The organism is Lentzea sp. NPDC006480 (assembly GCF_040611995.1).
Lineage (GTDB): Bacteria > Actinomycetota > Actinomycetes > Mycobacteriales > Pseudonocardiaceae > Lentzea.
Map to the genome: position 1 here is coordinate 1 of NZ_JBEXPJ010000227.1, position 12366 is coordinate 12366.

Annotated in this window: 12 protein-coding genes and 1 pseudogene; 5 read left to right on the plus strand and 8 right to left on the minus strand. The window is 68.3% G+C overall.

Annotated elements, in window-relative coordinates:
* Positions 1–243: 243 nt before the first annotated feature.
* Entirely contained in the window at positions 244–2097 is a 1854-nt protein-coding gene (locus ABZX92_RS42600) for a glycoside hydrolase family 9 protein (protein ID WP_355571331.1), read from the minus strand.
* A 92-nt stretch (positions 2098–2189) separates the two neighbouring features.
* On the minus strand, positions 2190–3191 hold the full coding sequence (locus ABZX92_RS42605; RefSeq protein WP_355571333.1) for a methionine synthase: 1002 nt from the start codon (positions 3189–3191) through the stop codon (positions 2190–2192).
* A gap of 187 nt (positions 3192–3378) precedes the next feature.
* Between ABZX92_RS42605 and ABZX92_RS42610 the strand changes: the two genes are divergently transcribed.
* The 3 genes from ABZX92_RS42610 to paaI all read left to right on the plus strand — a co-directional run bounded on the left by ABZX92_RS42610 (position 3379) and on the right by paaI (position 5802).
* Positions 3379–4701, plus strand: a complete 1323-nt coding sequence (locus tag ABZX92_RS42610; protein WP_355571335.1) for a cellulose binding domain-containing protein — start codon at positions 3379–3381, stop codon at positions 4699–4701.
* A 122-nt stretch (positions 4702–4823) separates the two neighbouring features.
* Complete coding sequence (locus ABZX92_RS42615) at positions 4824–5183, plus strand: hypothetical protein (protein WP_355571337.1); 360 nt, start codon at positions 4824–4826, stop codon at positions 5181–5183.
* Positions 5184–5415: 232 nt separating this feature from the next.
* Positions 5416–5802 carry a hydroxyphenylacetyl-CoA thioesterase PaaI gene (paaI, locus tag ABZX92_RS42620; protein ID WP_355571339.1) on the plus strand — a complete coding sequence of 129 codons (387 nt, stop codon included), beginning with the start codon at positions 5416–5418 and terminating at the stop codon, positions 5800–5802.
* Here the strand turns inward: paaI and ABZX92_RS42625 are convergent.
* Both ABZX92_RS42625 and ABZX92_RS42630 read right to left on the minus strand, forming a co-directional pair.
* Entirely contained in the window at positions 5741–6139 is a 399-nt protein-coding gene (locus ABZX92_RS42625; protein ID WP_355571341.1) for a hypothetical protein, read from the minus strand. The genes paaI and ABZX92_RS42625 overlap by 62 nt on opposite strands.
* A 38-nt stretch (positions 6140–6177) precedes the next feature.
* The gene (locus tag ABZX92_RS42630; RefSeq protein WP_355571343.1) at positions 6178–7320 is read right to left on the minus strand and encodes a hypothetical protein; all 1143 of its coding nucleotides are present in this window, start codon (positions 7318–7320) and stop codon (positions 6178–6180) included.
* A 36-nt stretch (positions 7321–7356) separates the two neighbouring features.
* Here ABZX92_RS42630 and ABZX92_RS42635 point away from each other — a divergent pair, with 36 nt between their 5' ends.
* Complete coding sequence (locus tag ABZX92_RS42635) at positions 7357–7860, plus strand: DUF6584 family protein (RefSeq protein WP_355571345.1); 504 nt, start codon at positions 7357–7359, stop codon at positions 7858–7860.
* Complete coding sequence (locus ABZX92_RS42640) at positions 7857–8708, plus strand: serine/threonine dehydratase (RefSeq protein WP_355571347.1); 852 nt, start codon at positions 7857–7859, stop codon at positions 8706–8708. The genes ABZX92_RS42635 and ABZX92_RS42640 overlap by 4 nt, the downstream gene beginning before the upstream one ends.
* Here the strand turns inward: ABZX92_RS42640 and ABZX92_RS42645 are convergent.
* The 4 genes and pseudogenes from ABZX92_RS42645 to ABZX92_RS42660 form a co-directional block, all read right to left on the minus strand.
* Positions 8683–9393 carry a class I SAM-dependent methyltransferase gene (locus tag ABZX92_RS42645; RefSeq protein ID WP_355571349.1) on the minus strand — a complete coding sequence of 237 codons (711 nt, stop codon included), beginning with the start codon at positions 9391–9393 and terminating at the stop codon, positions 8683–8685. The genes ABZX92_RS42640 and ABZX92_RS42645 overlap by 26 nt on opposite strands.
* Positions 9394–9424: 31 nt before the next feature.
* Positions 9425–10507, minus strand: coding sequence for a tRNA 2-thiouridine(34) synthase MnmA (mnmA, locus tag ABZX92_RS42650; RefSeq protein WP_355571351.1), 1083 nt, complete (start codon positions 10505–10507; stop codon positions 9425–9427).
* Positions 10504–11673: a cysteine desulfurase family protein gene (locus ABZX92_RS42655; RefSeq protein ID WP_355571353.1), complete on the minus strand. Its 1170-nt coding sequence runs from the start codon at positions 11671–11673 to the stop codon at positions 10504–10506. Before ABZX92_RS42655 ends, mnmA begins: the two co-directional genes overlap by 4 nt.
* Positions 11673–12366, minus strand: a pseudogene (locus ABZX92_RS42660) (MFS transporter); the annotation flags it as partial. The pseudogene ABZX92_RS42660 and the gene ABZX92_RS42655, both read right to left, overlap by 1 nt.

The window sequence follows — 12366 nt, forward strand, 5'->3', positions numbered from 1 at the left end:
GGAGGGCCACGTGAGCAGGCTGGTTCCTTTGGACAGGTGCTGCACGCCGTGGATGACGAAGAACAGTCCGATGATGATGCGGAAGAGCGCGAGGGATCACATCCGCGTCGTGCACGCCGGGTACGTGGCAGGAGGCGTTGCGCGGCAGGGCGTGCGCCGGAGCCGCGCACAGAAGCAGCGCGACCACCAGCGCGAGCCTGAGCACAAGTCCGAATTGGACACCCAGGCCCGCGCCGGCGCCACTCAGCCGTTGGCGATCAGCGAGAAGCCGAGCACGCCCGTCGCGGTGAAGTCGATCGCGGGCTCGGAGCTCGGCCACGACCTCAGATCGTCGGCGAACACCGACTTCGCCGAGTTGAACTCGGTCGTGTACGGCTTGGTGCAGGCCACGGACCCCTCCGGCATCTCGCCGAGGTCCTCGAACAGCGTGGCGTCGTTCGGGCCGTTGATCACCGCGCCGACGAGCACCTTCGAGCCGCCGTTGATCGAGCCGGACAGGTTCGCCGCCTGGTGGTGCGGGCACTCCGGGAACTTCGCGCCGACACCGACGATCAGCGACGTGCCCCAGGCGTTCGTGCCGAGCGCGAAGCCGCGCTGCTGCGTGCCGAACGTCCGGTACTCAGCGGACCCGGTCACCTTCTCGTACAGCGCGGCCGTCGTGATGAAGCCGAACGTGCGCGAGCCGACGTCCCACGTCTCGACGTTGGCGGCGGTGCGGAACGGTGAGCTCTTGGCCGCTTCGGCACCCTGCTGCAGCTGACGCTTGATGTCGCCGACGATCTGCGACTCGGTCACCTCGGCGCCGGGCACGCCCGCCTTCAACAACTTCGCGAGATCGGCGTGACCCAAAGCCGAGATGTTGTAGACGTTCAACGTGTCCGGGTCGCCCGTGGCCAGGAACTGCTTGGCCCAGTGGGCCGCCGCCTTCGCGAACTGGTTGTAGCGCTTGTCGTTCAACGCCTTCGCGGCCAGCGCCAGCTGCGTCGCGCCGAACTCCATGTCGTCGGTCCAGGAGCCCTCGGGGTAGTAGGCGTGCGGGAACGCCGTCACGAGCTCGCCCGGGTTGTCGGTCTTGGCGAGCGCGAAGAGTTTCGCGGCCTTGTCGAGGTACTCACAGGCGAGACGCGGGTTGCGGCGAGCCTCGATCTGCGCGGCCACCGCGAACGAGCCGGCCACCCGCCCGACCAGGTTCGGGCTGATCTTCTCGCCGGGCTTGTTGGCCGCGAACACCGGCCGGTACTTGATGTAGTACTGGCTGTCCCCCGGCTTCACGTCGAGCTTGTCGTCCGCCTCGGGCAGGCGCCACACGTCGTGGTCGCCGACGAACCCGAACTCCTCGGAACCCGTGCCGATGCCGACCTGCGCGTACAGCACGCCGGACTTCTCGTCCCACGCCTTGTCGAGCCACTTCAAGCCGAACTTGGCCTCGTCGTACAGCGCGTCGTTGTGCTTGTTGCGCAACGCCAGCAGCATCGACGCCGTGGAGTACGACGACGCGTGCGTGAACTTCACGAAGTCACCCGCGTCGAACCAGCCGCCCTCCAGGTCGACCTTCACCCCCGTCGGCTTCAAGGGCGCCGCGATCTCGTCGCCGCCCTCGCCCTTGAACACCGGCTCCTCGTAGACCGCGGCCGAGCGGTCGGTGAGGTGCGAGGGCTTGCGGTTCAGCCGTCCCGGGACGACCGAGGCGCCGTCCCGCTGAGCCTGGAAGAACTCGACCGTGTCGTTCGCGACCGGCTGGAACAGCTTCGAAAGCGAGTCGACCTTGAACGCCGTCGAGGTCGTCGAGCCGACCTTGATCCGGTACGTGCCCGCGGTCTTCAAAGCAGAGAAGTCGATCGGGTGCACCGCGGGGAACTTGTCGCTCCACGAACCCGTCGAGGCACCCGTCTTGCCGGTCAGCACGGTCTTCCCGCGACTGTCGACAACGGTGAACTTGGTGTTCGCGGCCCCGCCGAGCACGTACGCGTGCTTCGCCTCAGCGGTGCCGAAACCGACCTGGTCCAGCCTGATGTGTCCGGCGGGGGCGGCCTGGGCAGGCGCCACGACCACACCTGCGAGCACTGCGGCGACGAGAGCCGCACGTCTGATGCGCATGAGGGGAACTCCCGGTCCAGGCCTCGACGGATGGCCTACAGTTAAGAAAGTTTCCTAATAGTTCGCAGCAGACTAGCCGCCCAAACCGGACATCACCAGCCCTCGGGCGGTTCCAAAAAGGCCGAGGACAGATCACGGGTCAGCGACAGTGAGCGTTTGACCCAGCTCGACGTCGCCCCAGCCAGACCGCACGTCGGAGTGGGCAGCGCCTTCTCGGCGAGGATCGAGCGCGGGAAGCCCAGCCGGTCGACCAGGGTGAAGGCCCGCTCACCTACCTCCTTCAACGTCACCGGCGTGCCGGGGTCGGTGCTCGGCACCAGGCCCAGCGCCAGCGTCGTGCCCGCCTCCCAGGTCTCGCCGATCTCGTCGAGCGCCTCTGCACCCTTGATCAGCGACAGGTCGAAGGCAATCGCTTGCGCACCCGCTTCCCTGAGCAGCGTCAACGGAGGCTGCGGCGCACAGCAGTGGACCATCACCTCGTGGTCCTTCAGGGCCTCGATCACGGTCGCGAGCACTGAACGCGCATCCGGTACGGGCACCGCGGGCACGGTGCCGAGCTTCGACGGCGTCGGCAGCAGCCCCTGCAGCACCGCGGGCAGGCCCGGTTCGTCGAGCTGCACCACGACCTTCGCCTTGGTGCGCTTGGCGACCTCGGCGGCATGCAGCTTGAGCCCCTCAGCGAGCGACTCCGAGAACTCCTTGACCGCGCCGCGGTCCGTGAGCACCCGATGGCCGCGCATCAGCTCGATGTTCGACATCAACGTCCACGGCCCGACGGCCTGCACCTTCACGACCGATGGCTGCGCACCAGCCCGTTCCAACGCCTCGTCGAACGCGTCCAGGTCGCCCCGCAGCAGGTCGACAGCGCGCCGGTGGTCCCGGCCGGGCCGCGGGTTGACGCGGTAGCCGGACGTGATCACCTCGATCGCGAGGTCGACGAGCAGGCCGGCGGTGCGGCCGATCATGTCCGCGCCCACGCCCCGCGCAGGCAGCTCCGGCACGTGCGGCAGCTCCGGCAGCTCGCCGACGACAACCCTCGCCGCCTCGTCGATGTCGGTTCCGGGCAGCGATCCGATTCCAGTGGCTCCACGCACCCGCCGAATTGTTCCACTGTCCGGCAGACAAGAAAGGTCTAGACCCATTGACGCTGTGGTCTAGGCCACTTACCGTGATTGAGCAGGTGCTCCGCGTGTGGGCACCTCCCTGTACGTGGATGGGAACGCGACGCGCCCCGCGTTCCCGTCCGCGCCCTTCCACCCTGCCGGGAAGGACACACCCCTGATGGCCCGCTTCGCCCTTTTCGCCGCCGGGGCCGCCACCGCACTCGTGGCCGGACTCGTCGCCATCGCTCCCGCTTCCGCCGCCGGCGAATCCGCCGTCTTCAGCCAGGACTCGACCTGGGGCTCCGGCTACCAGGGCAAGTACACGATCACCGCGGGCACCACCGCGCTGGCCGGCTGGAAGCTCGAGTTCGACCTCGCCGGAGCTACCGTGGGCTCCTACTGGGACGCCACGCTGACCAGCAGCGGCACCCACCACACGTTCACCAACCGCGAGTACAACGGCAACGTCGCGGCCGGTTCCTCGACGAGCTTCGGCTTCCTGGTGAGCGGCTCCGCGCTGCCGGCGAACTGCAAGCTCAACGGCGTCCCGTGCGGCGGTGGCACCACGCCCACCTCCACGACCACGACTCCCCCTTCCACCACAACGACTTCCGACGTGCCGCCAACGCCCGGCAGCGCCCGCGTCGCTCCGTACATCGACATCACGATGGCGAAGCCCTCGTTGATGGACGTGGCCAACGCGACCGGCCAGAAGCACTTCACGCTCGCGTTCGCGCTGGGCTCTTCAGCCGGCTGCGACCCCGCGTGGGGCGGCACGGTCCCGTTGAACGACAGCCGCATCGTGAGCGACGCCAAGGCGTTGAAGGCCGCTGGCGGCAGCGTCATCGTGGCGACCGGCGGCGCGATGGGCCCGTACCTGGAGCACGTCTGCTCGTCCGCCGACGCGCTGTACAACGCCTACGTGAAGGTGCTGGACGCGGTGGGCTCCAACAGCATCGACGTGGACGTGGAAGCGACGATCGACCAGAAGACCGTCAACGCCGCCTTGAAGAAGCTCCAGGCCAGCCGCGGCACCACCGTCAGCTACACCATGCGGATCCAGGGCCAGGACTACGGCATGGACCCGTACTCGGTCGAGGTGCTCAAGGACGCGGCCGCCCAGGGCGTCACCGTGCTGGTGAACCCGATGCTGATGAACTTCGGCTACACGGGCAACTGGGGCGACGCGATGGTCAACGCTGCGACCGCCACCCTCGGGCAGATGCGCGCTATCTGGCCGTCGAAGTCCGACGCGCAACTGAAGGCGTTGCTGGGCCTCACGCCGATGATCGGACGCAACGACACCGGCCCGACGACGACCCAGGCCGACGCGCGCAAGGTCGTCGACTACGCGAAGGCCAACCACGTCGGACGGATCGCCTTCTGGTCCGCCGGTCGTGACAACGGTTCGTGCGCGGGCGGCGGGGTTTCGCCCACCTGCAGTGGAATCTCGCAGTCCACCTGGGAGTTCACGAACATGTTCAAGGCCTACACGGGCTGATCCGGGCCTCTGCGGTAGCTGAACCGGGTGAATGCGAAAGGAGCCGCTAACAGCGAGACCCCGGCCACCGACCCTCTGATCGGACGTGGACTTTCGCACTGACCAACCATCAGGAGAGTCCAGTGATCAGATTCGCTCGAAGGTCCATCGCTGTCGTCTGCCTCATCCTGTCCGCGGGGCTCTGGGCGGTTCCAGCCGCCCAGGCCGCACCACACTGGAACATTCAGCCGTGTCAGGTCGGCCTGCACGCCTACTGGCTGCCGAAGCAGGTCACGTCCGGCATCTTCATCAGCTGCACCACGACCTGGGACAGGAACGAGCAGATCAACGATGCCCTGCTGAGCGGCAATCCGACCCGGATGGCCAACGCGCTGCAAGCGGGTCTTCAGCAGAACGCGGACACGTTCCTCACGCCGGACTCGCCCTGCGAGCCCGGACAAGAGGCAGCGATGGGTGACGACTACGCGAAGTGCGTGGGCTGACCCCGGTTCTGCAGGCAAAGGCCGGCGCGGGATCTTCCGTCCCCGCGCCGGCCTTCGTCGTCCAGGCCTTCTAACAGCTGCTGCAGCACCCGCAGCCAGGACCCGTGCAACCGCCGCAGCAAGAGCATCCAGCCATGTCGACCACCTCCGATGTTGAGCGATCAAGCATTCGGACAGTAGGGCGGCCTCAACGCTGCGTGACACCACCTTCAGAGTGATTACGCTGCCACGAATGAATGGTCCTGCCGAGATGCTCGCTGCCGACAAGGCCTCCACCGCGCTCGGCATCGCGCCGGTCGAGCTGCGCGACGGCTACGCGTTGCTGCGCATGAAGGTCACCGAGCTGATGATCAACGGCCACGGCATCGCGCACGGCGGTTATGTCTTCCTGCTGGCGGACACGGCGTTCGCCTGCGCCTGCAACAGGGCCGGGTCCGTCACCGTCGCCGCCACGGCCGAGATCGACTTCATCAAACCCGTGCGGGAAGGCGACGAGCTCGTGGCGGAGGCGGTGGAACGGACCCGGTTCGGCCGCAGCGGGATCTACGACATCACGGTCAGGCGAGGGACTGAGATCGTCGCGGAGTTCCGCGGTCGATCCCGGACCCTGCGCGCTTGAGGCCGATGGCCTGCAGCACCGCGAAACCGATCACCGCGAGCCCCTGCGCGAGGACCAGCGCGACGCCGGCGTCGGTGAGCGGGAACCACTTCAGCTCGGCCGTGAGAATGCTGTCCAGCCCCCACACCAGGTTGCCGACGATGACCAGCAGCACGATTCGGCGATCCGGAAGGGCGCGCGTGCCCAAGGTGAAGACGAGCACGCCGTAAACAACGCAGAAAAGGCCGAGGCCGATCTGCCAGCCGGTCGGCATGCCGACTTCCGGGCGGATCAGCAGGGCCAGCAGACCCAGGGTGAAGGAAGCGACACCGTCGAGTTTCAAGGCGAATTTCAACATGGCCTGACGATCGCCCGGTCAACGCTGCCAGAACCACGTCAAGCGCTGCCAACTCCTGCCATCAGGTCCGTCGCGACCAGCCGCGCGGCCGCGTTCTGCCAGTTGTGCAGCGTTCGCTCGGGCACCTGTGTCACGAACCACTGCAGCGCGCGCCGGTCCTCCGCGTCGAGGTCCTCGCGCTTGGTCCGCACCGAATACGGCCGGATTCCCTTGACGTAGTAGAAGTACAGCGCGTTGTAGTAACGCCATTCATCACTCGTGCCGAAATCACCGTCGGCCGGCTTGAGCCGTTGAATGCTCGCGAGCAACAAGCCCTTCAACTGCGCGGCCCGATCGAGCGGCGGCGCCTCGTCCGTCAAAGCGATCAACGGGCTCGCCACCAGCTTCCCGAGATCGCCGTAGTGGCTCAACGCCTTCCGCGTGAGCCGCGCGAACTCGGCGGAATCCTCCGTGACCAACGCCCGGCGCTTCGGCAACGACTCGGCTGCCTCGCGCAGCTCGGCCCGTTCAGCGGCCACCGCGGGCACGGCCAACCGGTCCACCACCGACGCGAGCGGGTTCGCGAGCACCTGCACCGCGATCGCCGCCGCGACCGTCGTGTACGCGAGCAGCTGCGGGCCGCCGAACAGCAGCACCTGCGACCCGAACAGCACCGCGGTGAACCCGGCGATCACGAACGACCGCAGCATGTCCGCCCGGATCGCCTCGCCTTCCTCGACCGCGTCCGTGACCGCGATCAGCACCCCGAACACCACGAGGTCGAACCCGATCGACGGCAACGTGATCGCGTCTGGCAGAAGTTGCAGCAGGAAGGCAGCAGCCGACAGCCCGAACATCACTCCGACGAGTGAAAAGTACGCACGTTTCCTTATGGCTAGGACTGTCGACACGGCCAAAGGGAGCAGCACGATCCACGGCACCCACAAGGACGCCGCCAGGAACACCGGCAACCCGATCAACCACCACCTGATCAACTCGGGCCGCGCGAGCAACAAGATCGCGCCCGTCCAGGCGAGCGCCGGTACGCCGATCAACACCGGATGCGGCACGACGACCGCCGCCGAATAGCCCAGCAGCCCGGCGCCCGCCCACCACAGCAGCGGTTTGCGCGGATCACGGGCGAGCAGGTAGAGCCCCAGCCACCAGGCGAGGCCCGAGACCAGCAGCGATAGGCCGAACACAGGTCAAAGCTAGCCCTACCTGCAAAACTAATCTTCATGCCGGTAGAGCTGACGCTCCACAAAGCGGCCGAGGAGTTGCGACAAGGCGACCTCGCGAGCGTGCTTCGCGCACGTCAGCGTGTCGCCGGACTCGTCGGCACCTACCCGCACCGGCTGGACCTCCGCGAGCGTTTGGCCGAGGTCTACCGCATCCTCGGCCAACCGGCCCAGGCCGGCCGCTGGACGTACCTCTCCGACGAACGCGACCCGGACGAGACCGTCGCCTTCGAACGCGCCTACCGCCAGGCCCAGGCCCGCCTGGTCGCCCTCTGCTGGCAGGGCCGCGTGGACGAGGCCCCCACCGAAACCGCCCGGACCCGCCTGGCTTCCCTCTATCTGGAAGCGCGCATCGAGCTCCAGCACGAGCTCGACGCCACCCCGCACGAGGAGACCTCCTGGGGCGCCTGCCTGATGGTGATGGTCGGCGGCACCTTCGTCCTGGTGTGCTTCCTGCTCGGCATCGTCACTCTCGTCCAGTTCTTGTGGAGACTGGTGTCATGAGAACGCTGTCGCAGTACGTCCGCCGCACCCCCACCATGCACGTCACCGTCGACGGCCGTCCGCTCGTGTTCAAACTGGAGCACCTCCAGCTGACCGGCTCCTTCAAGATCCGCGGCGCCGTCAACACGCTGCTGTCGCTGAACGTCGCCGAGGTCGTCACCGCATCCGGCGGCAACCACGGCATCGCCGTCGCCCAAGCCGCCCAGCTGCTCGGCGCACACGCCACCGTCTTCGTCCCGGTGACCGCTCCCGAAACCAAGACCAGGCGCATCGAAGCCTTGGGCGCCAAGCTGATCCGCCACGGCAACACCTACGCCGAAGCCGCCCTGGCCGCCCGCGACTTCGGCCTGCCCTACATCGAGGCCTACAACGACCCCAAGGTCATCGAAGGCCAGTCCACGGTGACCCAGGAGATCGTCGAGGACGTGCCCGAAGTGGACACGATCGCCATCGCGGTGGGCGGCGGCGGCCTGGTCGCGGGCGCCGCACTGGCTTCCGGCGGCCGCCACGTCATCGCCGTGGAACCCGTGCACTGCTGCGCGATGTACAACGCACTGGCCGCGGGAACACCGGTCGACTCCGAGGTGAACTCCATCGCGGCAGACGCCCTGGGCGCCAGCCGGGCGGGTGACCTGGCGCTGGAGATTCTGCAGCAGCACAACGTCTCGTCCGTGCTGGTGTCCGATGTGGACATCCTCGATGCCCGCGACCGGCTGTGGGCGGACTTCCGCCTGGCGGTCGAGCCGGCGGGTGCCGCAGCCTTCGCCGCGTTCCTCAAGGGAGACGTGCCGGGTGAACTGCCGTGCATCATCCTTTGTGGAGCTAACTCGGAGTGGCAGCCACGGTGACCACCGACCTGGACAGCGCGGTGATCGGGCCGCGCTTCCAGTCACCGAACTGACCTTCGACGCGGAATCCCGCCTCGGCGAGGAACCCGTTCAGCTCCTCGACCTCGACAAACCGCATCGCCGCCCGGTCCTTCCTGATCACCTCGCCGTCCCGGGAGGTGATCTCGGAGACCGTCACCACGCCTTTCTCCACGGACTCGACGTCGTAGCTGACGACCAGCCCGTCGATCTCGGTCTCGGAGAGCTGCCACTGCTCCCACTCGCGGGCGGGCGCGTACCGCGTGTCGAACGCGAACCTGCCGCCCGGTCGAAGCGCGGTCCTGATGGCCCGCAACGACTCCCGCAGTTCTTCGTCGGTCACGAAGAACTGGAACGCGTTGCTGGACATGACCGCAAGGTCGAACTCACCTTCCCAGCGCATGTCCGCCGCCTTACCGAGCACCAGCTCCAGGTCGCCCCGCCGACTCAGCGCACGCGCCAGCGACGCCGAGTCCGGATCGACACCCGTGAACCGACCGGTGTGACCACGTTCCCGCGCGGAGATCAGCATCTGCCCAGTACCGCACCCGACATCCAGCACATCGCGAGCCGCGTCGACCAGAGGGTCGTAGAAGTCCGCGTCCGCGCCCTGCCACGCGTTCAGCTTGTCGTACAGCTCCGCGACGTCGGCGTCTGTGAAGGTCACGACGTCGACGCTAGAGCGCCGGACAAGCGAATTAGGTAGTTGCGTCGATCGTCGCGCTGGCCAGCACCAGGTCGCCCGCCACGTCCTCGCGGTAGATCGCCACGGCCTGTCCGGGAGCCACGCCCTTCAACGGCTCCCGCAGCTGAACCCGCAGCTCACCGTCGACCAGTTCCGCGACCGCAGGTACCGTGCCGCCGTGCGCGCGCACCTGCGCGACGCACTCGACCGGCCCGTCCAGCTCGACATGAGCGATCGGGGCAGAAGCGGAAATCCCCGTCACCGCGAGCTTTTCGACCGAGCCCACCCGGACGTTGCCCGACACCGGCTCCAGCGCCAGCACGTACCGCGGGCGGCCGTCGGGGGCTGGTCCGTCGATGCCGAGACCCTTGCGCTGCCCCACGGTGAACTCGTGCACGCCCGCGTGCCGGCCGAGCACGGCGCCGGTCTCGTCGTCGATCAGGAGCCCGGGCTTGGTGTCCATGCGGCCCGCGAGGAACTTCTGCGTGTCCCCGTCCGGAATGAAGCAGATGTCGTGCGAGTCCGGCTTCTTCGCCACCGACAGGCCACGCGAAGCAGCCTCGACCCGCACGAGCTCCTTCGTGGTGTCCCCCAACGGGAACATCGCGTGCGCGAGCTGGTCCGCCGTCAACGAGGCCAGCACGTACGACTGGTCCTTGCCGAGATCGACCGCGCGACGCAGCTCCGGACGTCCGCCCAAAACCTCAAGCCGCGCGTAGTGGCCGGTGCACACCGCGTCGAACCCCAACGCGATCGCCTTGTCCAGCAACGCCTCGAACTTGATCCGCTCGTTGCACCGCAGGCACGGGTTCGGCGTGCGCCCCGCCGCGTACTCGGCGACGAAGTCCTCGACGACCTCCTCGGTGAACCGCTCCGCGAAGTCCCAGACGTAGAACGGGATCCCCATCAGGTCGGCCGCCCGGCGCGCGTCGTGCGCGTCCTCGATCGTGCAGCAGCCGCGGGCACCGGTCCGCAACGTACCGGGCTTGGCCGACAAGGCCAGGTGGACACCAGTGACGTCGTGTCCCGCTTCGACGGCTCGTGCCGCCGCCACCGCGGAGTCGACACCACCGCTCATCGCCGCGAGGACCTTCACTGCTTGACCACCTTCCGGGAACGCCTCATGCCTGCCAGACCTGCCGTACGCGCGCGTTCGACCACCGGGCCGATCACCGCCGCGAGTTTTTCAACATCCGCTCGGGTCGAGGTGTGCCCGAGCGAGAACCGCAAAGATCCACGCGCCAACGCCGGTTCGACGCCCATCGCCAGCAGCACGTGCGAGGGCTGCGCGACACCGGCCGTGCACGCGGAGCCCGTCGAGCACTCGACGCCGCGTGCGTCGAGCAGCATCAGCAGGCTGTCGCCCTCGCAGCCGGGGAACGTCAGGTGCGCGTTGCCGGGCAGGCGGTCGACCGGGTCGCCGTTGACGATCACGTCCGGCACCACCGCGCGCACCGACGCGATCAGCTCCTCGCGCAACGCGGCGAGCTCGGCGGCACGCTGTTCCTGCTCGTCCACCGCGATCCGCACCGCGCGCGCAAGCCCGACGATCGACGGCACGTCCAGCGTGCCGGACCGCACATCGCGCTCCTGGCCGCCGCCGTGCATCAACGGCGCGCACTTCACGTCACGAGCCAGCAGCAGCACACCGACGCCGTAGGGGCCGCCGACCTTGTGCCCGGTCATCGTCAACGCCGAAGCGCCGGAAGCCGCGAAGTCGACCGGAACCGCACCCACGGCCTGCACCGCGTCCGTGTGGAACGGCACACCGCGCTCAGCACAAACGCGAGCGATGTCGTGCACCGGATTGATGGTGCCGACCTCGTTGTTGGCCCACATCGTCGTGACGAGCGCAACGTCGTCGTCCAACGCCTCCGCGACAGACTCCGCGGAGACCCGGCCGTACGAGTCGGTCTCCAGCCACGTGACGTCCGCGCCCTGCTGCTCCAGCCACTCGACGGCGTCCAGCACCGCGTGGTGCTCGACGGCCGAGGCCAGCACCCGGCGCTTACCGGAGGCCCAGTAGATGCCCTTGACCGCGAGGTTGTCGCTCTCCGTGCCGCCGCCGGTGAAGAGCACCTCGGACGGCCGGGCGCCCAACGCGTCGGCGATCGTCTCGCGGGCCTCCTCGATCGCACGCCGCGCCCGCCTGCCGGAGGTGTGCAGCGACGAGGCGTTGCCCGTCGTGGACAACGCCTCGGTCATCGCCGCGACCGCCTCCGGGTGCATGGGGGTCGTGGCAGCGTGGTCGAGATAAGCCATCAGGGCTCAAGGGTAGCCCGCATGCGTGGTCCGGTCAGAATCGCTCCCACCACGGCCAACGCCGCCATGGACAGGTTCAGCACCACCACGCCCGCGGTCGGTGCGGTGGCCACCACCACGACGCCGCCGAGTCCGATCATGGTCGCGGAGAAGAGCATGTCCGAGATCTGCAGCGCCGCCGAGTTGAACCCGCGGTCTTCCTCGGGAGACGCGGCCATCATCAGCACGCCGACGCTGGACGTCGCGAGGCCCATGCCCGCGCCCGCGATGGCCCACAAGATCAGCGTCGCCCAGGCCGGACCCCACGTGGGTGCGATGAGCGTCACGGCCGCGATGCCGGTCGCGACGAACAGGAAACCGGTCCGCACGAGGGTGTGGCGCTCGATCTCGGGGTGCCGCGACGCCCACATCGACGCGCTGGCCCAGCCGAGCGCGCTCAGCGTCAGCGGCAGGCCCGCCTCCAGGGGCGAGTAACCGTGCACGACGGTCAGCGTGAGCGGGATGAAGCCCTCGACGGCGAAGAACGTGCCCGCGAGCAGGCCGCGCGCCAGGATCGTGACGGGGAGGCCGCGCCGGGCGATCAACGTGCCCTTGGGCAGCAGGATGCGCAGTGCGGGCGCCAGCAGCAACAACGCCACCGCGAGCAGCCACCAGGTGCGGTGCTGCAGCGCCCAGCTCAGGCTCGCCACGCCC